This is a genomic window from Kitasatospora sp. NPDC040550, from assembly GCF_055594965.1.
In genome coordinates this window covers 38,939-62,762 of sequence record NZ_JBVIWC010000013.1, presented here as the reverse complement: position 1 = coordinate 62,762, position 23,824 = coordinate 38,939, and the positions used below count along the sequence as shown (strand labels likewise).

Annotated in this window: 26 protein-coding genes; 14 read left to right on the top strand and 12 right to left on the bottom strand. The window is 72.7% G+C overall.

The window, feature by feature from the left end:
- Positions 1-97: 97 nt before the first annotated feature.
- Positions 98-1,360, bottom strand: coding sequence for a transcriptional regulator (locus tag ACZ58X_RS20390; RefSeq protein WP_470335019.1), 1,263 nt, complete (start codon positions 1,358-1,360; stop codon positions 98-100).
- Positions 1,361-1,574: 214 nt separating this feature from the next.
- On the opposite strand from ACZ58X_RS20390, the gene ACZ58X_RS20385 reads away from it, so the two are divergent.
- The 5 genes from ACZ58X_RS20385 to ACZ58X_RS20365 all read left to right on the top strand — a co-directional run bounded on the left by ACZ58X_RS20385 (position 1,575) and on the right by ACZ58X_RS20365 (position 4,483).
- Positions 1,575-1,748 (top strand): hypothetical protein, encoded by a 174-nt coding sequence (locus tag ACZ58X_RS20385; RefSeq protein WP_396248047.1) that lies wholly within the window; start codon positions 1,575-1,577, stop codon positions 1,746-1,748.
- Between the two features lie 23 nt (positions 1,749-1,771).
- Positions 1,772-2,236, top strand: a complete 465-nt coding sequence (locus tag ACZ58X_RS20380; RefSeq protein ID WP_470335141.1) for an ATP-binding protein — start codon at positions 1,772-1,774, stop codon at positions 2,234-2,236.
- Positions 2,224-3,342 (top strand): radical SAM protein, encoded by a 1,119-nt coding sequence (locus tag ACZ58X_RS20375; protein WP_470335018.1) that lies wholly within the window; start codon positions 2,224-2,226, stop codon positions 3,340-3,342. The genes ACZ58X_RS20380 and ACZ58X_RS20375 overlap by 13 nt, the downstream gene beginning before the upstream one ends.
- 1 nt (position 3,343) lies before the next feature.
- On the top strand, positions 3,344-3,541 hold the full coding sequence (locus ACZ58X_RS20370; protein ID WP_470335017.1) for a hypothetical protein: 198 nt from the start codon (positions 3,344-3,346) through the stop codon (positions 3,539-3,541).
- 96 nt (positions 3,542-3,637) lie between these two features.
- The gene (locus ACZ58X_RS20365; protein WP_470335016.1) at positions 3,638-4,483 is read left to right on the top strand and encodes a GNAT family N-acetyltransferase; all 846 of its coding nucleotides are present in this window, start codon (positions 3,638-3,640) and stop codon (positions 4,481-4,483) included.
- Positions 4,484-4,731: 248 nt separating this feature from the next.
- Here the strand turns inward: ACZ58X_RS20365 and ACZ58X_RS20360 are convergent, their stop codons facing one another.
- Together ACZ58X_RS20360 and ACZ58X_RS20355 are read right to left on the bottom strand one after the other, a co-directional pair.
- The gene (locus ACZ58X_RS20360; RefSeq protein ID WP_470335015.1) at positions 4,732-4,989 is read right to left on the bottom strand and encodes a Prokaryotic metallothionein; all 258 of its coding nucleotides are present in this window, start codon (positions 4,987-4,989) and stop codon (positions 4,732-4,734) included.
- A 120-nt stretch (positions 4,990-5,109) separates the two neighbouring features.
- Complete coding sequence (locus ACZ58X_RS20355) at positions 5,110-5,508, bottom strand: ACT domain-containing protein (RefSeq protein WP_375887996.1); 399 nt, start codon at positions 5,506-5,508, stop codon at positions 5,110-5,112.
- A gap of 169 nt (positions 5,509-5,677) precedes the next feature.
- Here ACZ58X_RS20355 and ACZ58X_RS20350 point away from each other — a divergent pair, with 169 nt between their 5' ends.
- Positions 5,678-6,349 carry a PadR family transcriptional regulator gene (locus ACZ58X_RS20350; protein WP_470335014.1) on the top strand — a complete coding sequence of 224 codons (672 nt, stop codon included), beginning with the start codon at positions 5,678-5,680 and terminating at the stop codon, positions 6,347-6,349.
- Between the two features lie 54 nt (positions 6,350-6,403).
- Here the strand turns inward: ACZ58X_RS20350 and ACZ58X_RS20345 are convergent, their stop codons facing one another.
- Together ACZ58X_RS20345 and ACZ58X_RS20340 are read right to left on the bottom strand one after the other, a co-directional pair.
- Positions 6,404-6,613, bottom strand: coding sequence for a hypothetical protein (locus ACZ58X_RS20345; RefSeq protein WP_470335013.1), 210 nt, complete (start codon positions 6,611-6,613; stop codon positions 6,404-6,406).
- 41 nt (positions 6,614-6,654) lie between these two features.
- Positions 6,655-6,963: a hypothetical protein gene (locus ACZ58X_RS20340; RefSeq protein WP_470335012.1), complete on the bottom strand. Its 309-nt coding sequence runs from the start codon at positions 6,961-6,963 to the stop codon at positions 6,655-6,657.
- A gap of 448 nt (positions 6,964-7,411) precedes the next feature.
- Here ACZ58X_RS20340 and ACZ58X_RS20335 point away from each other — a divergent pair, with 448 nt between their 5' ends.
- Entirely contained in the window at positions 7,412-8,110 is a 699-nt protein-coding gene (locus tag ACZ58X_RS20335) for a bifunctional DNA primase/polymerase (protein WP_470335011.1), read from the top strand.
- A 64-nt stretch (positions 8,111-8,174) separates the two neighbouring features.
- Here ACZ58X_RS20335 and map read toward each other — a convergent pair whose 3' ends face one another.
- Positions 8,175-9,020, bottom strand: a complete 846-nt coding sequence (gene map / locus ACZ58X_RS20330) for a type I methionyl aminopeptidase (RefSeq protein WP_350504627.1) — start codon at positions 9,018-9,020, stop codon at positions 8,175-8,177.
- Positions 9,021-9,136: 116 nt separating this feature from the next.
- On the opposite strand from map, the gene ACZ58X_RS20325 reads away from it, so the two are divergent.
- Complete coding sequence (locus tag ACZ58X_RS20325; RefSeq protein ID WP_470335010.1) at positions 9,137-9,367, top strand: hypothetical protein; 231 nt, start codon at positions 9,137-9,139, stop codon at positions 9,365-9,367.
- 19 nt (positions 9,368-9,386) lie between these two features.
- Here the strand turns inward: ACZ58X_RS20325 and ACZ58X_RS20320 are convergent, their stop codons facing one another.
- Positions 9,387-10,715 carry an MFS transporter gene (locus tag ACZ58X_RS20320; RefSeq protein WP_470335009.1) on the bottom strand — a complete coding sequence of 443 codons (1,329 nt, stop codon included), beginning with the start codon at positions 10,713-10,715 and terminating at the stop codon, positions 9,387-9,389.
- Positions 10,716-10,761: 46 nt separating this feature from the next.
- A complete protein-coding gene (locus ACZ58X_RS20315) occupies positions 10,762-11,439 on the bottom strand; it encodes a hypothetical protein (protein WP_470335008.1) in 678 nt (225 codons plus the stop codon).
- A 47-nt stretch (positions 11,440-11,486) separates the two neighbouring features.
- Here ACZ58X_RS20315 and npdG point away from each other — a divergent pair, with 47 nt between their 5' ends.
- Both npdG and ACZ58X_RS20305 read left to right on the top strand, forming a co-directional pair.
- A complete protein-coding gene (npdG, locus tag ACZ58X_RS20310) occupies positions 11,487-12,179 on the top strand; it encodes an NADPH-dependent F420 reductase (RefSeq protein ID WP_470335007.1) in 693 nt (230 codons plus the stop codon).
- Between the two features lie 113 nt (positions 12,180-12,292).
- Entirely contained in the window at positions 12,293-12,484 is a 192-nt protein-coding gene (locus tag ACZ58X_RS20305) for a hypothetical protein (RefSeq protein WP_470335006.1), read from the top strand.
- Here ACZ58X_RS20305 and ACZ58X_RS20300 read toward each other — a convergent pair.
- A complete protein-coding gene (locus ACZ58X_RS20300) occupies positions 12,481-13,296 on the bottom strand; it encodes a site-2 protease family protein (RefSeq protein ID WP_470335005.1) in 816 nt (271 codons plus the stop codon). The two genes, ACZ58X_RS20305 and ACZ58X_RS20300, sit on opposite strands and share 4 nt — an antisense overlap.
- 194 nt (positions 13,297-13,490) lie before the next feature.
- On the opposite strand from ACZ58X_RS20300, the gene ACZ58X_RS20295 reads away from it, so the two are divergent.
- Positions 13,491-16,928: an AfsR/SARP family transcriptional regulator gene (locus tag ACZ58X_RS20295; protein ID WP_470335004.1), complete on the top strand. Its 3,438-nt coding sequence runs from the start codon at positions 13,491-13,493 to the stop codon at positions 16,926-16,928.
- 105 nt (positions 16,929-17,033) lie between these two features.
- Here the strand turns inward: ACZ58X_RS20295 and ACZ58X_RS20290 are convergent, their stop codons facing one another.
- From ACZ58X_RS20290 to panB, 3 genes are all read right to left on the bottom strand, one after another.
- Complete coding sequence (locus tag ACZ58X_RS20290) at positions 17,034-17,864, bottom strand: ABC transporter permease (RefSeq protein WP_470335003.1); 831 nt, start codon at positions 17,862-17,864, stop codon at positions 17,034-17,036.
- The gene (locus ACZ58X_RS20285; RefSeq protein WP_470335002.1) at positions 17,861-18,886 is read right to left on the bottom strand and encodes an ATP-binding cassette domain-containing protein; all 1,026 of its coding nucleotides are present in this window, start codon (positions 18,884-18,886) and stop codon (positions 17,861-17,863) included. Before ACZ58X_RS20285 ends, ACZ58X_RS20290 begins: the two co-directional genes overlap by 4 nt.
- Positions 18,887-19,020: 134 nt before the next feature.
- Complete coding sequence (gene panB / locus ACZ58X_RS20280) at positions 19,021-19,890, bottom strand: 3-methyl-2-oxobutanoate hydroxymethyltransferase (protein ID WP_470335001.1); 870 nt, start codon at positions 19,888-19,890, stop codon at positions 19,021-19,023.
- A 286-nt stretch (positions 19,891-20,176) separates the two neighbouring features.
- Between panB and ACZ58X_RS20275 the strand changes: the two genes are divergently transcribed.
- The 3 genes from ACZ58X_RS20275 to ACZ58X_RS20265 all read left to right on the top strand — a co-directional run bounded on the left by ACZ58X_RS20275 (position 20,177) and on the right by ACZ58X_RS20265 (position 23,812).
- Positions 20,177-21,817, top strand: a complete 1,641-nt coding sequence (locus tag ACZ58X_RS20275; RefSeq protein ID WP_470335000.1) for an MFS transporter — start codon at positions 20,177-20,179, stop codon at positions 21,815-21,817.
- Between the two features lie 125 nt (positions 21,818-21,942).
- Positions 21,943-22,572 (top strand): TetR/AcrR family transcriptional regulator, encoded by a 630-nt coding sequence (locus ACZ58X_RS20270; RefSeq protein WP_470334999.1) that lies wholly within the window; start codon positions 21,943-21,945, stop codon positions 22,570-22,572.
- A gap of 196 nt (positions 22,573-22,768) precedes the next feature.
- Positions 22,769-23,812, top strand: coding sequence for an endonuclease/exonuclease/phosphatase family protein (locus tag ACZ58X_RS20265; RefSeq protein ID WP_470334998.1), 1,044 nt, complete (start codon positions 22,769-22,771; stop codon positions 23,810-23,812).
- Positions 23,813-23,824: the final 12 nt, after the last annotated feature.

Sequence of the window (23,824 nt, the reverse complement as noted above, 5' to 3'; positions counted from 1 at the left end):
GCCTGCTGCGGCCTGTTTCTGGGTGTGCTGTGGCGATCGTGTGGCGGTGAGAACGGTCGAAGCAGCCTTCCAGGAGCCCCCGGTAACCTCGTTGCAGCTAGCTGGCCAGCGCCTCCCCGAGCAGCGCGTACGGCCGACCGGTGAGCTGGCGATGCAGCGTCTCGGTGCGGGATCGGATCAGGCCCTCACGGTAGGCGGTCGGCAACCGCTCCCACACCCCGGACGCCATCTCGGCCGCACCGGTCGGGTCGCCGTCGACGCGGAGGCATGCGGCGGTGTCCACTGCCAGGAGGGCGCGCGCCATTACCGACGGAGAGTCCGTGAGCGCCAGGGCGTCCTCCTGTGCCTGGAAAGCGCTGCCCGTGTCGCCCAGCAGTGTGTACGCCTGCGACAGGTGCACGTGGTGCTTCTGCTCGGGGTAGCCGAACCAGGTGTCGGCCGCCTCGGCGCCGTCCAGGCGCTCCGCCAGATTCCGCGTGTCGTCCACCGCCCGCCGGGCCCCTTCGAGGTCGCCGGAGGCTGCCAGAGCACGCGCTGTGACGGCCGCAGCGAGCGCTCCGGCCGCCGTCGGGCTGCTCCCCGCCTCCCGCCGGGCCTGCTCGGCGATCCGAGCGGCCGCCCCGGGAGCGCCGTAGTTGAGCGGGACCATGGCGTGCCGGGCCAGCACCCACGCGATCATCCGCTGATCACCGGACTCCCGTGCGGCCTGCTCGGCGGTGGCGAACCAGCGGTAGGCGTCGCGCTGGTCACCGCGGTCGTGCTGGACGATGGCCACCAAGCCCGCGATGCCTGCCGCCGTCCGGGCGAGGTCCGCACGGGTACGCGCCGGGTGAGGTCGGTTCAGCACCTCTCCCAGCAGATCGAGATCACCCATCATCTCGGCCAGCACCGCCTGCGGTGCCCGGCCACGGTAGCCGCCCCGGTGCCGCTCGAACGCCGACTCCAGGTAGGCGAGATCACCCTCTCCGGATGGCCTGAGCGCTGCGGTGATCCCCTCGTGGGCCTGTGCGATGCCGGGCAGCGCGACGAGGCCGGTGGCTGCTCCTATCCCTGCTCCGATGAACTTCCGCCTGTCCACGATGTTGCCCTTCGTGCTGCGCTCACTCCGGTACCGCCGGGAGGCGGCGGCGGCCTCGGCCACCTGGCCCACGGTCAGACCGTAGGCGTCGGCGATCCCCTGGTACGAGGGTTTCTGCGGAATTCGCTTCTCGGTTTCCCACCGCTTGATGGTCTCCCAGTCGCACCACTCGCCACTTGCGGCGGCGACTAACGCGGCCTGCTCGGCGCGCGTCTTCCTCGGATGCGCCTCGCGGATCTCCCGCAGCAGTCGGCCGATCCCGTCCAGGCTGACACCGCTCACCTGCGGCCTCCTAGCTCATAGCTGACAGGGCCTCAATTCTGGCCCCCTTGGCGGTCCCCTGGTGGAAAATGCACCCCTTCGTGGCCCCTCTCCTACGGCATGCCCGCGCCGTTCAATGACTAACAGTCGCCCGGCGCGAGGAATCACCGATCCCCCTCGGCTCCGTGGAAGAGCGCCGGGCGGCCCCTGACTACCGGAGGCCGCTCTGACGACCATGACGACGACGCTGCTGCTCACCGAGCGCGGCCTGATCCATGCCGACACCGACGAGGCAGGTAGGGGCACCGCGCTCTATGTCCCGGCCGAGAGCCGGGCGCTCCTACCGGAGATCCGCCTATGGCGGCTCCAACGCGGCCGGTGGCTCCGGCGGTACCGGGGGCTGCGGTGACAACCGCACTTGACGTGCCCACCATGCAGCGCCGCGGCTGCATGCAGCACATGCCCTGCGCCCCCGAGTCGGCGAGGAGCGCCCGACACCTGGTCCAGGAGAAGCTGACCGATTGGGGCCGTCTTGATCTGCTGGAAGATGCTCGGCTGATCGTCTCGGAACTGGTCGGCAACGCAGCCCGGCATACCGGTTGTACCTGGCTGTGTGTGGCACTCGGCCTGGACGGTGACCGGCTCCGACTGGCGGTCCGCGATTCGTCACGCGCCGTGCCCGTGGTCATCAAGACCGGGGTCACCGAGACGTCCGGGCGCGGCATGGGCCTCGTCGATCGTATCGCCAACCGCTGGGGCGTCGACGAGGCCCCGTTCGGCAAATGGGTCTGGGTCGAGATCGGCTGCCCACCAGACACCCTGCCGCAGGCAGGACCTCAGGGCGTCACAGCCACCGAATACCGCTCAGCGAAGGAGGGAAACACGTGCACAGCCTGATCGCCAGTCCGTTCCTGGACGAATACCTGTTGGTGCGCCCCGGTGGCCGGGGTGGTCTCCGGCTCCCGCAGGCCAACTACGAGGATCTGCGCGCCCACAACCCCGCTCAGGCAGCTCCCTCGTGGCTCGCGGACGCCGTGCGCGCCCAGTGGGCCGACCTGGACGTGACCGGGCGTCCTGCGGGTGACGTCCTGCTGGTCCGGCAGCCCTCCGCGTGGGGCTACTCGCGAGCCAGCTGGGAGATCAACCTCGGCTGCAACTACACGTGCAAGCACTGCTATCTCGGGCTCAAGGTCAACTCGGGCATGCCGCTCGCGGACAAGCTCACCTGCCTGGGCATCATGGCCGAGGCCGGCGTCCTCTGGCTCCAGATCACCGGGGGCGAGCCCACCGTGGACCGGGACTTCATGCCCTCGTATCGCCGCGCGTTCGAGCTGGGCATGATGATCACCGTCTCCACCAACGCCTCGTTGCTGTGGCGGGAGAACCTGCTGGAGATGTTCCGCGAGTGCCCGCCCTACCGGGTCACGGTGTCGATGTACGGGGCGACCAAGGCCAGCTACGACGAGCTGACCCAGCGGCAGGGCGCCTGGGACCTGTTCATCCAGGGCATGAATGCCGGCCGCCGGGCCAAGCTGCCGCTGCGGATGAGCATCATCGTCACTGAGGACAACGCCACCGAGGAACAGGCGATGATCGACCTGTGTGAAGGCTGGGGGCTGGAGTACAACGTCTTCACCAACATGACTCCGACGATCTACGGCGGGGCGGAGTCGCTGACCGCGCAGTCCAAGGAGCACCTGCGGATGCGCAAGCCGTTCGGCGGCTGCAACGCCGGACACACCTTCTTCCACACCGACCCACACGGGCTGGTGTCCATCTGCAAGATCGGCCGTGACGACCAAATCAGCCTCCCCACCGAGGGGATCAACGGCCTCGCCCGGCTCGGCGCCATCGCCGACCGCCTCATGCTTCGCACCGGTGGATGCTCCGGCTGCCAGCTCTCCGGCGCGTGCACCGTGTGCCGGCCGCTGGCCAAGCACTACCAGGAGGCGAAGGCACCACTCGCAAGTTACTGCCAGCACGGGATCAAGAAAGCAGGGTGACATGACCGCTGTAGCTGTCGAACTCTCCCCGAGGCGTCCGTTCCCGGACGGCGGCCCGGCCCAGCGCCTGCCCTACCTCACGCGGCCGATCGCGGCCCCGACCCCGCCCGTCACCGAGATCATCGCCGTCGGCGACCTGGACGAGGTCATGGACAGCGTGAAGTGCTCGTGCAACGCGGGCGACGACAACCCCCACTGAACCACCCGCTGATCGCACCTGATCAGTAACGCTCAGGCCCCGGCGCTCTCCGCGTCGGGGCCTGAGCCGTGCGGGGCGGGCGAGTAGGGTGCGGGTATGGATCCGCGCTGGGACTTGCTGCGCCCCGTGATGTGCGTCCCGTATTTTCCGACGCTCGGGCCACTCCACCCCGAAGCTATTTCCGCTGAGCTTCTGGCCGAGGTGTTCGCCGTCGCTGGCACTGGAGAATTCCTGCCGTACGACAAGGACCGGCGGTGGTCTGACTACAAGGACGAGCATGTCCTGCTGGACGCCGTCGTTCAGAACCAGGCCCGCACGCTGATCCCCACCATCACCGGTCGCGGCATCCTGCGCGTCCATCTCTACGGCGCCCGCGAGCACCGGCAGGAGGCCGAGGAACTGGCCGCCAAGCTCGCCGCCGGGCGCGACGCATCCAAAGCCCGCGTGGTGTGGTTCCAGGACGCCGCCGACCCAGTGGCCGCCTCTACCCGCGTACAGCTCCGTACCTTCGACCAGGACGCACCAGCCGTCGACGGGATCGAGGCCCTCGGCCAACAGCCCGAAGCCATCCGGACCACCTTCCCCGAGTTCGCCGAGAAGCTGGCCGGCGAGGGCTTCGTGTTCCTGCACTCCCGGATCGACAGCATCGGCCCCGTGCTGGTCGCCGTCCGGGACGAGCGCGTAGCAGGCGCAATCGGCCCCATGGAGACCATGGCCGACCCCATCGGCAGGCGACGACTCCTCCCGCAGTACTTCGGTGTTCTGCCGGAATACCGCAGCCTCGGCCTCGGGCGGCTCCTGTGGCGCGCGGCGATGCACTGGGGCAAGGAAGACGGCGCCGACTACCAGCTCTTGCAGACAGCTGCCGGGGGCGCATCCGACCGACTGTGCCGGAGCGAGGGCCTGGCCGACCTCGGATTCGTCTGCACCACCACCGTCTGACGAGAGCCTCACGACGGACGAGGAGCCGCGGAAAAGGCCCGCTGAGTGGCGGTCGCGGGGGGTGTGGCGATTTAGTGGCGATCGGACCGCCGGGAAGAGCGTTTCCGCAGGTGGCTGCCGGTGAAGAGACTGTTCCCGGCGTACAGGCCGACTCTTCCGCCCCTGAACAGCCGAAGGCCCTCCGACCCGCAACTGGTCGGAGGGCCTTTCGTATGGCGCCGGGCCTTTCGCGTGTCGCGGGGCTGCGGTCAGGCCGGGCGGGCGCCGACGGCGTCGCGGATCTGTTCGCCGAGGCCGCCGTTGACGCGGGCGCAGTTGGCGCAGCAGAAGAACATGCCGGCCACCTCGACGCCGTGGCCGACGATGCGCACGTCGCACTGCTCGCAGCGGGGGGCGAGCTTCTCCATCGCGCACTCGAAGCTGTCGAAGGTGTAGGTGTCGCCGGTGACCGTCCTGATCTCGAAGGCGAGCCAGTAGTCGTTGCCGCAGGTGACGCAGATGGCCATGGCGGCCGTCTCCTTCCGGTGGGGGCCGGCCCTGGCGGGGCGGCTCCCTCCAGTCTCGAAGGCGGGCCCGGCGGCGGCCACCCGGCGGGCCCGTCCGGCGGGCCGGGCCGGTGGGAGCGGTCAGCCGGAGTCGGCGGAGAGCTGTTCCAGTGCCCGGACGGCGCGGTCGGCGTCGTCGGCGGCGACGAACAGGTGGTCGTGGTGGAAGCCGGCCACCACGTTGCAGCTGATGCCCTGCTCGGCGAGGCGTCCGGCGACGGCCGCGGTGAGCCCGACGGCCTCCAGCGCGGAGTGGATCTGCAGGGTGATCCAGGCGGCCACGTATTCGTAGCGCAGCCCGAGCGCGTCGGCCTCCTCCTGGGTGACCACCACCGTCACCCCTTCGGGTTCGGCGACGGTCACCACCGGCCGCATTCCGGCGGGCACCTTCGCGGGGAGGGTGCAGTAGACGTACCGCCCCGGGTTGAGCTGCGGGCGCATCCCGCGCAGCAGGGTCGCAAGGTCTCGTTCACCGGCCATGCCCGTCACCGTATCCGTTCCGCCCGGGCCCGTGCGGTCTGTCGCTCCCGTGTCGGTATCCGTTGACGAGCGACAGTCACCGATATATCGTCGAACTATCGAGACAGTGACTCGACTGTCTCGGTGGAACCGATGAACCAACGAGGAGGTGGGCGCCATGCGCTCAGGAATGCGATTTCGCACGGAGGACCCGCGCGGTGGCGGACGCCGTCGCGGTCCGGGTCCGGAGTTCCGGGGGATGCCCGGGGAAGGCCCCGGCGGCTTCGAGGGGCGGGCGGCCTTCGGCGGCTTCGGCCCGCCGTTCGGCGGCGGCCCCGGCCGGCCGATGGGCGGCCCGTTCGGGCACGGCTTCGGCGGCCACGGTGGCCGGCGCGGCGGTCCGCACGGGCGGCGCGGTGGCCGGGCCCGGCGCGGCGACGTCCGGGCCTCGCTGCTGGCGCTGCTCAAAGAGCGGCCGATGCACGGCTACGAGATGATCGCCGAGATCGCCGAACGGACCAGCGGGGCCTGGCGGCCCAGCCCCGGCTCGATCTACCCGAACCTCCAGCTGCTGGAGGAGGAGGGCCTGATCACGGCGGAGGAGGTCGGCGGCAAGCGGCTGGTCTCGCTCACCGAGCGGGGCCGCGCCGAGGCCGAGGCCGGCCCGGCGGAGCCGTGGGCCGAGGCCGGCCGGGAGGTCGACTGGGAGGCCGTCCAGGAGGTCGGCCAGGCGCTCGTCGCGGTCGAGCAGGCGGTCCAGCAGGTCATGCGCACCGGCACCGAGGCGCAGCGCGCCAAGGGCCTGGCGGTGCTGACCGAGGCCCGCAAGAAGCTGTACCTCGTCCTCGCCGAGGATGACTGACCGGTGCGGGGGGCCGCTCCCGGCGCGGGCCGGTGACGTGGGCGGTGCCGCTGCTCAGGGGCGGACCAGGAACAGGCCCACACAGGCGAGCAGCAGCACCGCCCAGCCGAACCAGAGCCAGCCGTCGGGCCCGATCGTGACGCTGTAGAGGCAGACCACCAGCAGCAGGGCACCCGTCACCCAGGCGACCTGCCGGTTGTGGTGGGCCGCCGCCCGTGTGCGGCTCCTGCCGTGCCGTACGGGGTGCCGAACCGTCCTGGCCATGCCGACCTCCCGGGGAGGGCGAAGGGGGAACGGGCGGCCCGTCAGTCCGCGGGACCGGTGGACCCGGTCGGCTCGGTGGGTCCGGCCGGCTCGGTGGGTCCGGTCGCCTCCGTGGGCCCGGTGGGCCCGGCGCCGGTGGAGGCCGCCTCGTCGTACTCGTAGCGCCAGAACCAGCTGAGTCCCCGCACCTGCTTGCTCCGGACGTACACCAGTGTGCGCGCGGGGGAGTCGCCCTGCGCGGGGACCGGGACCTTGTACTTCTTGGGCACGCCCAGCATCGGCCCCAGCGGGATCGGCAGGACCGTCCCGTCCAGGGGGCCGCCGACGAATTCGGTGTCCGCGCTCTTCACCCCTCCAGGGTCTCACCTCCACGAGGCGGCCACGCCGGGAGCACCCGGGAGCGGAGGCGCGGTGACGGTCGGGTGCCCGGAGTGTGGCCCGCGTGGCCGGGGTGTGACCGGAGAGGCACCGCCCCCGGTCATCCGGAGGCCCCGCGCACCCCTATCCTTTCCTGTACGCCCCCGGGGTCCACCCCGGGTCAGCGGGCCCCGTACGGGCCGGGCGAGGCGCGAGTCAGTGTGCCCTCCGGCCGTCACCGGCGCGGACAGCGTGCTGCCGCGACAGGCGTACCGAGACCCGGGCGTCGGCCGTCCGGTGACCCCGGCCGCGGTCGGCGGGGCGCGGACAGCAGGGCCGAGCACCGCCCCGGGAAGCAGCGGGGGGCGCCGCGTGTTGCGTCCGAGTGGTACGTCGAACGCTGTGTCGCACCAGGCACGGCAGTTGCGCGGAAGGGGCACGATGGAAGCCGGCAGCAGGTGGACGACCTGGTGGCAGAAGCGTGACCGTGAGCGGGCCCGCCCGGGAGGCGCGGACCCGGCCGCCAGACTGGAACAGCTGCTCGGCGCGGTGCGCGCCGGATTCCCCCTCGCACCCGCGGCCCACCCGGCCGGCTACCGGTGTTCCTGCGACCGGGTGGCCTGTCCGGCCCCGGCCCGGCACCCGGTCTCCTTCGCCTGGCAGACCCAGGCCACCACCGACCCGGAGCAGCTCTCCCGCTGGCTCTCCCGCGACCCCCAGGCCAACTTCGTCACCGCCACCGGCCGGGTGCACGACGTCCTGGACGTCCCCGCCGAGGCCGGCCGGCTCGCCCTGGAGCGGCTGACCGCGCTGGGCGTCGAGGGCCCGGTCGCCGCCCTCGGCGAGGACCGCTACCTCTTCTTCACCGCCACCCGCGGCACCCCCCAGGACGAGGACGAGTGGTGGGACAGCGCCCTCGACTCCACCCCGGACACCGTGTCCGAGCACCCCGGCCTGCGCTGGCACTGCCGCGGCTCGTACACCCTGCTCCCGCCCGCCGCGCTGCCGGACGGCTCCGAGGTGCGGTGGCTGCGCGGGCCCGAACTGCCGCTGCCGGACCCGCTGCGCGTCCTGGACGTGCTCACCGACGCCTGCACCGAGGTGGGCGCCGTCGCCGAGGAGCAGTGGCTGATCGGCTAGGGCTGCTACTCGCCCGGCACCGGCGCGCCCCTTCGGCTCGGGGCTCGCCGGTGCCGAAGGCGGGTCACGGCAGGGTGAGGATCTCCGCGCCGTCCGCCGTGACCACCAGGGTGTGCTCGAACTGGGCGGTGCGCTTGCGGTCCTTGGTGACGACCGTCCAGCCGTCCGGCCAGATCTCGTAGTCGTAGGTGCCCAGGGTGAGCATCGGCTCGATGGTGAACGTCATGCCGGGCTTGATGACCTCGGTGGCCCGCTCGCTGTCGTAGTGCGGGACGATCAGGCCGGAGTGGAACGACGTGTTGATGCCGTGTCCGGTGAAGTCCCGCACCACGCCGTAGTCGAAGCGCTTGGCGTAGGACTCGATGACCCGTCCGATCACGTTGATCTGACGGCCCGGCTTGACCGCCTTGATCGCCCGGTTCAGCGACTCCCGGGTGCGCTCGACCAGCAGCCGGGACTCCTCGTCCACGTCGCCGACCAGGTAGGTGGCGTTGAGGTCGCCGTGCACGCCGTGGATGTAGGCGGTGGCGTCGATGTTGACGATGTCGCCGTCCTGCAGCACGGTCGAGTCCGGGATGCCGTGGCAGATCACCTCGTTGACGGAGGTGCAGACGGACTTGGGGAAGCCGCGGTACCCGAGGTCGGACGGGTAGGCGCCGTGGTCGCACATGTACTCGTGGGCGACCACGTCCAGCGCGTCGGTGGTGACGCCGGGGGCGATCAGCTTCGCCGCCTCCTCCATCGCCCGGGCGGCGATCCCGCCCGCGATCCGCATCTTCTCGATCGTCTCGGCGGTCTGCACCTCGGGCCCGGTGTACGGCGTCGGCGCGGGCTTCCCGACGTACTCGGGGCGCGCGATGTGCGCCGGGACCTTGCGGGTGGGGGACTGGATGCCGGGTACGAGAGCCATGCCGGCGAGTCTAGTCGCCGCCCCCGCCGCCACCCGGCGGTTCCCGCGCGGTGTGCACGGCGGCCCCGCCCGGGGAATGATCGGTACCGACCCCAACGTCTGGACGGGAGAACGCCATGCCCCTCGGATTCCACCGCAAGCCGACCGGCCAACCCGGCGAGTGGTTCTACTGCATCAAGCACGCCAAGGTCGAGGAGGGCCCGGAGTGCCCCGCCAAGGACCGCCTCGGCCCCTACGCCAGCCGCGAGGAGGCCGCCCACGCCCTGGACACCGCGGACGAACGCAACCGCGAGTGGCAGAACGACCCGCGCTGGAGCGACCGCCCCAAGGACGACGGGGCGCAGTAGCCCGGCCGCCCCGGGGTGGTCAGGCCGGGGCGGGGGTCTCGCGGGCGGCGCGTTCGTGTGCGGCGCGGACGGCGGCGGTGTGCGGGTCGGTGCGGTCGTCGTAGGCGAGCAGGCGGGGGAGGGCGGCGGCGAGGGCGAGGACGGCGGCGACGCAGGCCAGGCCCCCGGTCCAGACGGCGGCGCGGACGCCGATCAGGCCGGCCATGGTGCCGGCCCGGACCTGGCCGAGCTGGGGCCCGACGGAATAGCTGAGCAGCTCGACGCCGGCCATCCGGCCGCGCACCTCGTCCGGGATGGACTGGTTCCACATGGTGGAGCGGGCGATCCCGCTGATCTCGTCCGCGCCACCGGCCAGGGCCAGCCCGAGCAGCACCACCCAGACGCTGCCGGACAGTCCGGCCAGCGTCATGGCCGCGCCCCAGCCGACCGCGGCGGCCACCAGCAGCCGTCCGTGCCGGTGGACCCGGGACGTCCAGCCGCTGGTCGCGCCGACCAGCAGGCCGCCGACGGCGGCGGCGGCGTACATCGGGCCGAGCGCCCAGTCCGCGCCCAAGTCCGAGGCCAGGAAGGGGAAGACGGCCACCGGGAAGGCGAACAGCATGGCGCACAGGTCGATCGCGTAGGTGCCGAGCAGGTCCTTGCGGCTCCACGCGTACCGCACACCGGTGAGCACCGCCCGGATCGACGGGCGCTCGGCGCCGGTGGCCGGTGGCACCGCCCTGATCCGGACGAGCAGCAGCAGCGAGCCCACGAAGGTCAGCACGTCCAGCGCGTACGCGGTCTGCACCCCGGACACCGCCACCACGATCCCGGCCAGCGCCGGACCGGCCACCGAAGCGACGTTGTGGTACAGCGATTTGAGGGCGAAGGCGGCCGACAGGTGCTGGTGCGCGACGACCCGCGGCAGCAGCGAGTCCAGCGCCGGGCGCTGGAGCCCGTCGCAGGCCGCGACCAGGGCGGCGACCAGGTAGATCGGCCACAGCAGCGGGTGCGGCAGCAGGGCGTTGAGCAGCAGCAGCCCGGCGAGCAGCCCGAGCGCGGCCTCGGAGCGCAGCACCAGTTTGCGGCGGTCCAGGGCGTCGGCGAGGGCGCCGCCCCAGAGGCCGAAGACGATCAGCGGAACGAGTTCGACGGCGCCGATCAGGCCCACCGCGAAGGAGGAGTCGGTGAGTTCCTTGATCTGCATCGGAACGGCGACGTACGTCAGGAAGCTGCCGAAGCTGGTGATGCAGCCGCTCGTCCACAGGTAGCGGAAGTCCCGCGAGGCGCGCCAGGGGGACAGGTCGGGCGCCAGCGAGCGCAGCAGGGTGCGCGCCCGACCGGTGGGCGGTGGTTCGTCGTCGTTCACGAACGACCATCCTGGGACGGCCGGTTCCCGGACCGCAACGGATTTATCACCAGCGCGTGAACGCGGGCGGTGAGGTGAGCCGGCCGGCGAGGTCGGCCAGTCGGTCCAGGGCGGAGCGGCGGCCGACCGGCTGTCCGGCGGCGGCGCTGACCAGGTGCTGCGCCAGGTCGAAGGGCTCCTCGGCGGCGGTGCCGACGGCGAGCCGCTCGTGCGCGAGACCCGCGAGGTCGGCGAGACCGACAGGGGTGGTGGAACCGGCGGGGGCGGTGGAACCGGCGAGACCGGCGGGGTCGGTGAGGTCGCCCCGGCGGGTGGGGTCGGCGCCGTCCAGGGCCAGGACGGTCGCGCCGTGCCGGCGGGCGTCCCGCACCCGCTCCAGCAGCGGGGCACCGGCCGCGCCGGGGGCCACCACCAGTACCGTGGCGCCGCGCCCGGCCTCGGTGAGCCGCCGCAGGCCGTGCGCCAGATGGGCCGGGGCGGCGGCGGGCGGTGCGTGCCGCAGCAGGGTGGGCGCCAGCCGGGGGACGGCCGACCAGGCGGCCTCGTCCTCCAGGTGGGCGGCCAGGTGCCAGGGCTCGTAGGCCTCGGTGCCGACCAGCAGCAGCTCGCCGGCCCCGCGCCGGTCCACCGAGCGTCGCAGCGCGCCGGCGAAGCCGCCGACCGCCTCCAACCAGCCGGTGCCCGTGAGTCGTTCACGAAGTGCCGAAACTCTCACTGCGTCCATGCGGGCCAGGATGTCGCGCCGGGCCCGCGGTTTGGGAAGATCGGCCCATGACTTCCCTCGATTCAGCGACAAACCCGGCCCACGAGCTGCCGGACGTCTCGCAGTTGGTGGTCGGTGTCCTCGGTGGCACCGGCGACCAGGGGCGCGGCCTGGCCCTGCGACTGGCCAAGGCCGGCCAGCAGGTGATCATCGGTTCCCGCGACGCCGCCCGGGCCGAGGCCTCGGCCGCCGAGCTGGGCGCCGGCGTGCGCGGTGCCGACAACGCCACCGTCGCCCGGGAGAGCGACGTGGTGATCATCGCGGTCCCGTGGGACGGCCACGCCGCCACCCTGACCGCGCTGCGCGAGGAACTCGCCGGAAAGATCGTCGTCGACTGCGTCAACCCGCTCGGCTTCGACAAGCAGGGCGCCTACGCGCTCAAGCCGGAGGAGGGCAGCGCCGCCCAGCAGGCCGCCGCCCTGCTGCCGGACTCCCGGGTCACCGCCGCCTTCCACCACCTCTCGGCGGTGCTGCTCCAGGACGAGTCGGTGGAGCGGATCGACACCGACGTCATGGTGCTGGGCGACGAGCGGGCGGCCACCGACGTCGTGCAGGCCCTGGCGGGCCGGATCCCCGGCATGCGCGGCATCTTCGCGGGCCGGCTGCGCAACGCCCACCAGGTGGAGGCGCTGGTGGCGAACCTGATCTCGGTCAACCGCCGCTACAAGGCCCACGCGGGCCTGCGGATCACCGACGTGTAGCAGTCGGAGGTTCGTGTCGACCTCACCCCTGGACCCGGTCCGGGGGTGAGGTCGGCGACAATGGGTGGCGGCCGACCCCGGCCGTCCGCACCCGGTCCTAGGAGCTCCGCGCCATGCCTCGCACGTCCCTCTTCGCCCTGCTCGTCGTCGTCCTCGCGCTGGCGGCCGCCGTGGTCTCGATGGTCGAGGGCTTCTGGATCGGGCTGATCTGGCTCCCGCTGGCCGGTGTGGCGAGCAACGTGCTCTGGCTGAACCGGCGCAAGGCGAAGATCGCCGAGGCGGCGGCCGCCGCCGAGCAGGGTTAGTTCTTCCAGAAACTGAACAGGTACCGGCCGAGCGTCGGGTAGTCCTGGTCCACGCCGAAGAGGTTCATCAGGCCGTGGACGATGCCGAAGAAGAACGAGTTCACCTCGGGCTGCCACAGCAACGCGAACACCGCGAGCAACCCGTACGGCGCGAACGGCTCCACCGCGCGCCGGGTCTTGTACGAGAGCCACGGCTCGACGATCCCGTAGCCGTCCAGGCCGGGAATCGGCAGCAGGTTCAGCACCGCCGCGCTGAGCTGGAGGAAGCCCAGGAAGCCCAGGGCGCCGGCGAACGGCGAGTAGGGCAGTTCGTAGCCGTTCCAGACCGCGTGCACCGTCGGGTCGTCCAGCCAGCCCGCGCCGATCGGGATCAGCAGGGTCGCCCCGATCACCACGTTCACCAGCGGCCCGGCCGCCGAGATCAGGCTGTGCTTGAGCCGGCCCTGGATCCGGCTGCGCTCGATCCAGACCGAGCCGCCGGGCAGGCCGATGCCGCCGAGGATCATGAAGACGATCGGCAGCACGAAGCTGAGCAGCACGTTGGCGTACTTCAACGGGTTGAGCGTGAGGTAGCCCTTGGCGCCGACGGTGATGTCGCCGCCGTGCAGGGCGGTGCGGGCGTGGGCGTACTCGTGCAGGCAGAGCGAGACCATCCAGCCCGAGATCACGAACAGGAACACCCCGAACGAGGCGTTGCCGTAGCCGGAGTACACCGCCCAGGCGGAGGTGCCCAGGGTGGCGAGGAGCACCCAGAACACCGGGCTGATCCGGCGGTCCTCGCTGCGGGAGCGCGGCGTGGCGGCGAAGGTCATCTGTGGGTGCTCCGTGGGCAGAGGGATGGCGGATACCGGCTGGACCCGATCATGCCGGGCGGGCCGGTGGCCGGACAAGCGGCCCAGGGTGAACGTCCGAGGGGAGGTGCCTGGTTCCGATGCGCCCCGGGGGGCGGGGGAGGGGCCGGCACAATTGTGCGGCCGGGCCGCCGTCCATCGACCAGAATGGTCCGGTGCACTACGGCATCCTCGGTACCACCACGGCCCACCACGACGACGGCACGCCGGTCCCGCTCGGCGGGGCCAGGCTGCGGGCGCTGCTCACCGCGCTGGCCCTGCGGCAGGGCCGGCCGGTCCCGGCCGACCTGCTGGTGGACGAGGTGTGGGACGCCGAACCACCGCAGGACTCCGCCGCGGCCCTGCAGACCCTGGTCGGCCGGCTGCGCCGCACCATCGGCCGGGAGCGGGTCGGCTCCGGGCCGGCCGGGTACTGGCTGGCCGACCCGGCCACCGACCTCGCCGACTTCCAGCGGCTGAGCACCGAGGGCCGGAACGCGCTCGACGCCGGTGACAGCGCCCTGGCCGCCGAGCGGCTGCGCGCCGCCCTGGCGCTGTGGCGCGGTCCCGCCCTGGCCGACCTGCCCGACCGCGCCGCCGCGGCCGCCCGGCTGGAGGCCCAGCGCGACGAGGCCCGCCGGCACCGGATAACCGCGGACCTCGGCCTCGGCCGGGCTTCCGAGCTGGTCGCCGAACTGGCCGAGCTGTGCGAACGGCAGCCGCTGGACGAGCCCCTGCAACTGCTGATGCTGCGGGCGCTGCACGGGAGCGGCCGCACCGCCGAGGCGCTGCGCCACTACGAGCGCACCCGGCGGGCCCTGGCGGACGAGCTGGGCGTCGACCCCGGCCGTCAACTCCAGGACTGCTACGCCGAGTTGCTCAGCTCGGCCGAGCCGGCCCCGGCCCCGGCCGCGTTGGTACCCGCGGCCGCGCCCACGACCGCGCCCACGACCGCACCCACGACCGCGTCCCCGGCCCGACCGCAGGAGCCGCAGCCCCCCGCCCCGCAGTCCCCCGCCCCGGCGCCCCAACTCCCGCGCGCCACCGGGAACCTGCGCGGCCGACTGACCAGCTTCGTCGGCCGCGAGGGCGATCTCACCGCCCTGCGCGGCCTGGTGACGACGCATCGACTGGTGACCCTGACCGGCCCGGGCGGCTCCGGCAAGACCCGGCTGTCGGTCGAGGCCGGTCGCGCCGAGCAGTCCGCCGGGCAGTGGCCGGACGGCGTCTGGCTGGCCGAACTCGCCCCGCTGGAGAGCCCGGAGGCCGTCCCGGCCGCCGTGGTCTCCGCACTCGGCCTGCGCGAGATCGTGCTGCACAGCGCCGGCATGGTCGCCGAGGTGATGGAGAAGCGCGCCGAGGATCCCATCCGCCGACTGGTCGAGCACTGCGGGCCCCGCCGGATGCTGCTCGTCCTGGACAACTGCGAGCACCTGATCCAGGCCGCCGCCGACCTGGTCGACACCCTGCTCGCCGAGTGCCCGGGGCTCACCGTGCTCGCCACCAGCCGGGAGCCGCTCGGCGTGCCCGGCGAGACGGCCCTGCCGGTCGAGCCGCTGCCGGACCCGGTGGCGCTGCGGCTGCTCACCGAGCGGGCCGCCGCCGCCCGCCCCGGTTTCGACCCGCAGAGCGACCCGGAGGCCTGCGCCGAGATCTGCCGCCGCCTGGACGGCCTGCCGCTGGCCATCGAACTCGCCGCCGCCCGGCTGCGGGTGATGACGGCCCGCCAGATCGCCGACCGGCTGGACGGCCGCTTCGCCCTGCTCACCGCCGGCAGCCGCACCCTGCTGCCGCGCCAGCAGACCCTGCGCGCGGTGGTCGACTGGAGCTGGGACCTGCTGGGCAAGCGGGAACGGGCGGTGCTGCGCCGGCTCTCGGTGTTCGCCGGCGGCTGGCAGCTGGAGGACGCCGAGGCGGTCTGTGCCGACGGCACCGAGGTGGTCGGCCCGGAGGTCGCCGACCTGCTGCTCTCCCTGGTCGACAAGTCCCTGCTGGTGGCGGACCTGGCCGACGACGGCGTCCAGCCGCGCTACCGGATGCTGGAGACCATCCACGAGTACGCCACCGAGCGCCTGGCCGCGTCCGCCGCCGACCGCGACGCCACCGGCGCCCGCCACCTGGCGCACTTCCGGGCGCTGGTCGCCACCGCCGACCTGAACGTCCACGGCCCGCAGCAGCTGCACTGGCTGAACGTGCTGGAGCGCGAGCAGGACAACATCCGGGCCGCGCTGCGCCGGGCGATCGACCTCGCGGACGAGGAGCAGGCGCTGGCCCTCGGCGTCGGCATGGGCTGGTACTGGTCGCTGCGCGGCTACAGCATGGAGGCCCGCGGCTGGTACACCGCGATCGCCGCGCTCGGCCCGGACCCGTTCGCCCCGGACGCCCCGCCGCCGGTGCCGCTGGAGCGCAACGTGCTCGAGTACGGCGTCCCGATGCCTCCAGGGGTGATCGAGGAGGCCCGCCGACTGGCCGCGATGTACCGGCTGATCGGGATGTTCGAGGGGAACCTCGACGTGCTCGGCGACAAGGACGCGGTCAGGATCGCGGAGCAGCTGCTGGACAGCTACACCCCGGAGCTGCCGCAGGGCTACCGCTTCCCGGCGCTGATGCGGGTGTTCGGCGCCTTCCTGGCCGGCCGCCTGGAGCTGATGAAGCAGCTGATGGACGACGCGGTCCGCGGCTGCGAGCGGCACGGCGATCCGAGCGACCTGGCGTTCGCCCTGCAGGTCCGGGCCAGGATGCTGAACGACTGGCCGGAGGGCGAGGAGCAGAGCATCCGGGACGGCCTGCGCTCCCTGGAGCTGTTCGAGGAGGCGGGCGACCTCTGGGGGGTGTCCCAGGCGCTGTCGGCCCGCGGTGAGTCGCTGGCGAACCGGGGTGACGCCGTGGGCGCGGCCGCCGCGTACGAGCGGGCGATCGCGCTGGCCGAGCAGCTGGGCGCGCCGCACGAGGTGCCCATGCTGCAGGTGAACCTCGGCAGCGCCGTGCTGGAGCACGACCTGGAGCGCGGCGAGCGGCTGATCCGGGAGGCGTTGGCCGCCATCGAGGGCACCGGCCTCAACCAGTCCACCACCGGCGCCCTGCTGTTCGGCCACCTGACGCTCTGCGCCCTGCACGCCCATCGCGGCGAGTTCGAGGAGGCCAAGGCGGCGCTGTCGCACCTCGACGGGATCAGTGCGGGCGGGTTCGTCCCCGGCGTCGTCGGCGGGCTGCTGCGGTGCTCCCGGGGCTGGCTCACGGCCCGGGCCGGCGATCCGGAGGACGGGTACGCCCAGCTGCGTGACGGCCGTCGGCTGCTGCTCTCGGTGACGGCCGCGAGCGGTTTCGCCGAACAGATGACGATCATGGTGGTGCCGGCCGTGGTCGGGGTGCTGGCGGCCTTCGCGGAGCGGGACGGCGACCTGGAGCGGGCCCGGCAGGCAGCGGTGCTGATCGGTGCGCACAAGCAGCTGAACGGCCCGAAGGGTGGCTTCCTGGACCGCGTGGAGCGCGAGCGGACGGCGGTCGCGATGCGGGGGCTGCTGGGCGACGCCGGGTTCGAGGCGGCGCACGCCGGCGGCAGCGGGATGACGCAGCAGCAGACCCAGGCGCTGCTGGAGGAGCTGATCGGCTGAGCGGTCGGCCGGCCGGTGCCCGTCCCCTGGTCACCGGCCGACCGTCCGTTCGTACCGGGCGGTTTCCTGTCCACGGTCGCCGCCCGGCCCTCGTCCCCGGCTCGCTCAGGTCCGCTTGCGGAAGCGGGCCACCGCGAGCGGGGCGAAGATCGCGGTCGAGGCGGCGGACCAGATCAGCACGACCATCACCGGATGGGCCACCGCCCCCTCGCCGTTGAGCAGCGCGCGGGAGGCGTCGGCCAGCGCGGACAGCGGGTTGACCTTGGTGAAGGCCTGGAGCCAGCCCGGCATGGTGCTGGTCGGCGCGAAGATCGAGCTGCCGAACTGCATCGGCATCAGGACCAGCATGGAGACGCCCTGGACGGCCTGGGCGCTCTTCATCGACATGCCCAGCAGCATCGAGATCCAGACGATCGACATGCCGAACACCAGCGACAGGCCGACCGCCGCCAGCAGCTCCGGGACGCCGGTCTTGAGCTCGAAGCCGAGGATGAAGGCGAAGGTCAGCAGGATCAGGGAGGAGAGCAGGGCCCGCAGCGTCTCCGCCACGATCTTGGAGAGCAGGACGGCGGCCCGGCCGATCGGCAGGGTCCGGAAGCGGTCCATCACCCCGCTCTGGAAGTCGGTGTTCAGCCCGGTGCCGACGGCCAGGGCCAGCGTCATGCCGGTCTGTCCGAGCAGTCCCGGGATCATGAACTGCTTGTACTTGTCCTGGTCCCCGCCCATCATGGCGCCGCCGAAGACGTAGACGAACAGCACGGTGAAGACGATCGGCATCAGCACGGCGTCGAACATCGACTCCGGGTCGGCCTTGATCCGCATCAGGTTGCGGCGGGTCAGCGCGCCGATGTGGCGCAGGGTGGCGGACGGGCCGATCCGGGTCTCGTCGGCCGCCGGGTCCCGGACCGGGGCGGGGGTGAGGGTGGCGGTGGTCATGCGACGGGCTCCTTGACGAGGTCGGCGGCGGGCGCGGTGGTCGCGTCGGCGGCGGGCTTGCCGGTGATGGCGAGGAAGACCTCGTCCAGGCTGGGCACCTTGGTGTCGATGCCGGCGATCGCGAAGCCGCGGCCGCCGAGCACCCCGATCACGGTGGTGAGCTGCTCCTCGCCGGTGAGCGGCACCGCGAGCAGGCCGTCGTCGGGGGAGAAGGTGGCGGAGGTGATGCCGTTCTCGTGCAGGCAGCGGGCCAGCTCCGGCAGTTCGGCCGGGTGGGCGGGGCGGACCTGGAGGATCTGGCCGCCGACCTTGGCCTTGAGCTCGGCGACGCCGCCGGCGGCGATCACCTTGCCCCGGTCGATGACGGTCAGCTCGTCGGCGAGCTGCTCGGCCTCCTCCATGTACTGGGTGGTCAGCAGCACGGTGCTGCCCTCGGAGACCATCCGCTGCACCTCGTCCCAGACCTCGTTGCGGGTGCGCGGGTCCAGGCCGGTGGTGGGCTCGTCCAGGTAGAGCACCCGGGGGCGGCCCATCATGCTGGCGGCCAGGTCGAGGCGGCGGCGCATGCCGCCGGAGTAGGTCTTGGCGATCCGCTTGGCGGCCTCGGTGAGCGAGAAGCGCTCCAGCAGCTCGGTGGCCCGGGCCTTGGCCTCCCGGCTGGAGAGGTCGAGCAGCCGGCCGATCAGGTAGAGGTTCTCGTAGCCGGAGAGCAGCTCGTCCACGGAGGCGTACTGGCCGGTCAGGCCGATGGTGCGGCGCAGCTGCTTGGGCTGGCGCAGGACGTCGTAGCCGCCGACGAACGCGGTGCCGGCGTCCGGCTTGATCAGCGTGGAGAGGACCCGTACCAGGGTGGTCTTGCCGGCGCCGTTGGGGCCGAGCAGGGCGAGGACGGTGCCTTCGCGGACGGTGAGGTCGACGCCGTCGAGGGCCTTGGTGGTGCCGAAGTGCTTGACGATGCCGTGGACCTCGACGGCGTTCCCGGCTGTTCCCCGCGTGTTCGGGGCGGTCGCGATTCCTGTCATGCCCCCAGGTTGTCCGGCCCGGCTGTCAGCGCCCTGTCGCCCGGCGGCCCGGGCTGTCAGCCCGCTGTCACGGCCCTCCCCGGCATGACAGCGCCCCTGCTCCGAGCGGCTCGGAGCAGGGGCGGGGGGAGCCGTCAGTGGAAGCTGTGCTCCTCGGCGGGGAAGGCCCCGGTGCGGACGTCCTCCGCGTAGGCGCGGGCGGCCTCGCCGAGGACGCCGCGCAGGTCGGCGTACTTCTTGACGAACTTGGGCACCCGGCCCGCCGTCATGCCGGCCATGTCGGTCCAGACCAGCACCTGGGCGTCGGTCTCCGGGCCGCCGCCGATGCCGACGGTCGGGATCGCCAGCTGCTCGGTGACCTGGGCGGCCAGCTCGGCCGGGACGGCCTCCAGCACCACGGAGAAGGCGCCGGACTGCTGGACGGCCTTGGCGTCGCGGAGCAGCTGGTGGGCCGCCTCGTCGCCGCGGCCCTGGACGGGGTAGCCGCCGAAGGCGTGCACCGACTGCGGGGTGAGGCCGATGTGGGCCATCACCGGGATGCCGGCCTCGACCAGCAGCTCGATGGAGCGGGCGCTGCGCTCGCCGCCCTCCAGCTTGACCGCGCCGACCCCGGCCTCCTTCATCAGCCGGGCCGCGTTGTGCATGGCCTGCGCGGGCGACTCCTGGTACGAGCCGAACGGCAGGTCGGCGACGATCATGGCGCGCTGGGTGCCGCGGACGACGGCGGCGGAGAGCATCACCATCTGATCCATGGTCACCGGCACGGTGGTCTCGTAGCCGAGGTGGCAGTTGCCGGCCGAGTCGCCGACGAGCAGGACGGGGATCCCGGCCTCGTCGAACACGCCCGCGGTGAGGGCGTCGTAGGCGGTGAGCATCGCCCACTTCTCGCCGCGCTGCTTGGCGGCGGCGAGGTCGCGGACGGTCACGCGACGGTTGGTGACCCCGCCGTAGAGGGTGGCGGTCGACGCCTGGTTCTGGGCAGGCGAAGGCGAAGAAGCGTTCATCGAACGGGCTCCTGAAGGGTTGTCGTCTCGTGGCGCCGTACGGCGTCCCCGGATCACCTCCATGCTTGCACGCCCCGGCGTGTGCGCAAAGAGGGGTGCGGTCGGCGGGGTGCGATCCGCGCCACACGGGCCCCTCGGGCCCCTCGCACCCCTCGGGCTTTGCTTCCATTTTACGAAACGGACTCGTCTCGTATCGTATTGGCCGCTACCCTGGTCCAGGGGGTTACGAGACGCAAGCGACTCGCAAATGCCCGCCAGTGCCACGCCAACACGGACGGGAAGACCAATGACCACCGCAGCCGCGCCACCCCGCGTGCCGGAAGCCATCCACCGCCGGCGCTGGGCGATCCTGGGCACCCTGGTGCTCGCCCTGCTCGTCGTCGTGCTCGACAACTCGATCCTCAACGTCGCGATGAAGACCATCGCGACCCCCGCCCCGGTCGGACTGGGCGCCACCCAGAGCGACCTGGAATGGGCGATCAACTCGTACACCCTGGTGTTCGCCGGGCTGCTCTTCACCTCGGGCCTGCTCGGCGACCGCTTCGGCCGCAAGCGCGCCCTGCTGGGCGGGATGGTGGTCTTCGGGATCGCCTCGCTGCTCTCCTCGATGGCCGCCTCGCCCGGTGAACTGATCGGCTACCGCGCCCTGATGGGCGTCGGCGGCGCGCTCGCGATGCCCGCCACGCTGGCGATCATCATGAACGTCTTCGAGCGGGACGAGCAGCCCAAGGCGATCGGCATCTGGGCCGGCGCGGTCGGCCTGGCCATCGCCATCGGCCCGATCACCGGCGGCCTGCTAATCGAGCACTTCTGGTGGGGCTCGGTCTTCCTGGTCAACGTGCCGATCGTGATCGTCGCGCTGATCGCGATGACCGTCCTGATCCCCGAGTCCAAGGACCCGAACCCGGGCCGGATGGACCCGGTCGGCGTACTGCTGTCGATCATCGGCCTGGTCGCGCTGATCTACGGCATCATCAAGGGCGGCGAGCTGGCCGACTTCACCGCGTTCGCGGCCTGGGGCCCGACCCTGCTGGGCGTGCTCGCGCTGGTCGCCTTCGTCTGGTTCGAGCGCCGTACGCCGTTCCCCGCGCTGGACGTCACCTGGTTCCGCAACAAGGTGTTCAGCGCCTCGGTGGTGGTCGTCGCGGTGATCTTCTTCGCGCTGATGGGCGTCTCCTTCTTCGGCGTCTTCTACACCCAGAGCGTGCGCGGCTACAGCGCCCTCCAGGCCGGCGTGCTGATGCTCCCGCTGGCCGCCGCCCAGCTGGTGTTCGCCCCCCGGGCCCGGCTGGTGGTCGACCGCTTCGGGGTCGCCGCCACGGCCGCGGGCGGCATGGTGCTGGTCGCGCTCGGCTTCGTCGGCTACACCGTGCTCACCGCGACGACCCCGATCTGGGTGCTGGTCGTGCTCGGCCTGGTGATGGGCGCCGGCATGGCGCACGTCATGCCGCCGGTCACCGTCGCGATCATGGGCTCGCTGCCCCGCGAGAAGGCCGGCGCCGGCTCCGCCGTCAACAACACCTTCCGCCAGGTCGGCGGCTCGCTCGGGGTCGCCGTGCTCGGCGCGGTGCTCTCCACCGTCTACCGCGACGGGATGACCGGCCCGCTGCACCAGCTGCCCCAGGCCGTGCAGGACAAGGCCGGGGCCAACCTGGACCGGGCCGCCGAGTCGCTGGAGTCCACCCGGGCCTTCGTCGACCACGTCCCCGGGGGCCTGGCCGACGGGCTGATCGGTCCGGCGAACGACTCCTTCATCCACGCCATGCACGTGGTGGCCTCGCTCTCGGTCGGCATCTCGCTGGTCGGCGCGCTGGTCGCCTGGTTCCTGCTCCCGCGCCGCGCCGCCGCCCCCGCGGGTGTTCCCGGCGGCCCGGGCGGGCAGGTTCCCGGGCAGCAGGACCAGCCCCGGGCGGCCGCGGCCGCCTGACCTGCGGACGGCTGAGCGACAATGGCCCTGCCGGTCGGTGCCCCCGACCGGCAGGGCCCCGGCCCGGACCGGCGGACCACCGCGGCGCCCGTGCGCCCGGAACCAGCGAGCGAGAGGCAGCGGGGATGAGGACGGACACGCCGAGCGCCGACACCGGGCAGTCCTGCGCGGCGGTACGCCGCGGCCGGCCCCGCAGCGAGGCCGCCGAGCAGGCCATCTTCACCGCCGTCGAGGACCTGATGGCCGACGGCAAGGCGCTGTCCGAACTCACCATCGAGGGCATCGCCACCGCGGCCGGCGTCGGCAAGGCGACCATCTACCGGCGCTGGCCCAACAAGGAGGCCCTGCTGGTCGACCTGGTCAGCCGGCTGGAGGAGCCGATCCCGGCCCCCACCGGCGCCGGCGCCCGCGAGGACCTGATCGCGATGGTCGACTACATCCGCCGGCGGGGCCTGGCCAAGCGCACCCGCTGGGTGCTCAAGGCGACGCTCGGCCAGATGCAGGCCCTGCCGGAGCTGCACAACGCCTACCGGGAACGGGTGATCAAGCCGCGCCGCGAGGTCGGCATCCTCGCGATCCGGCGGGCCGTCGCCGAGGGCCTGATCCGCGACGACCTCGACGTGGAACTGCTCGGCGACCTGCTGATGGGGCCGATCCTCTACCGCAGCGTCCTCTCGGACGACACCGACCTGGAGGACCCGGACCTCTCCCGCCAGCTGGTCGACTCCGTGCTCGACGGCATCGCGCGCCGCTGAGGTTTCACTCCTTCGTGTCCGACGTGGCCTGGCTCACCAAAGCGGGCCACGCCGGAACCCGCTCCCGGGGCCGCGCGTCTGTCCCGGCATAGGCTGAGCCGGGTAACCGATCGAACCGGCACCAGTCCGGCACCGCGCCCGTACCCCCACGGACCGGACAACGGACGGCGACGGCACGAGCGACGGGAGCCACGGCATGGCGCAGGCGGACAGCACCGAACGGACCACGGCCCGTGGCGGTGCGGGCGAGGACGTGGGCCGTACCGGCGGCTTCCTCGGCCTGCGGCACTGGGGCCGGGACGCCCGCGGCAGCGGCACCTGGCGGCGCGGACTGCTGATCGCCCTGCTGGCCCTGCTCACCGCCGTGCTGCTGGGCCTCCACGCCCAGGTGCCGAACAGCGTCGGCAACCTCGGCAGCCTGCTGGAGACCTTCCTGCCCTGGGTGGGGCTGGCAGTCCCGGTGCTGCTGGTGCCCGCGCTGCTGCGCCGCTCCGCCACCGCCCTGATCGCCCTGCTGGTGCCCGCCGTGCTGTGGGTCAACCTGTTCGGCGGGCTGCTGTCCGACAAGAGCGGCGGCAAGGGCGACTGGACGGTGGTCAGCCACAACGTCGCCGCGGGCAACACCGACGTGCCGGGCACCATCCGCGGCCTGGTGGCCTCGAACGCCCAGATCGTCGCCCTCCAGGAGCTGGCCGGCAGCCAGCTGCGGGAGTACGAGACCGGGCTCGCCGCGGCGTACCCGTACCACTCCGTGGAGGGGACGGTCGGGCTCTGGTCGAAGTACCCGATCGGCGGGGTCGCCCCGGTGGACCTGAGGATGGGCTGGACCAGGGCGTTCCGGGCCGAGGTGACCACCCCGCAGGGCCCGCTCGCGGTGTACGTCGCCCACCTGCCGTCCGTCCGGCTCAAGGCCGAGGGCGGGTTCACCGTCCACCAGCGGGACATCAGCGCCCAGGCGCTCGGCGACGCCGTGCAGGCCGAGCCGGTGAAGAAGGTCCTGCTGCTCGGCGACCTCAACGGCACCATGAACGACCGCAGCCTGGCGCCGGTCACCTCGCAGATGCGCTCGGCCCAGGGCGCGGCCGGGGACGGCTTCGGGTTCAGCTGGCCCGCGGCGTTCCCGATGGCGCGGATCGACCAGATCATGAGCAAGGGCGGGCTCCGGCCGGTGGACTCCCGCACCCTGCCCCGGGACGGCAGCGACCACCTCGCGGTGGCCGCCGCCTTCACGTACAGCTGAGCCCTCGGGGGG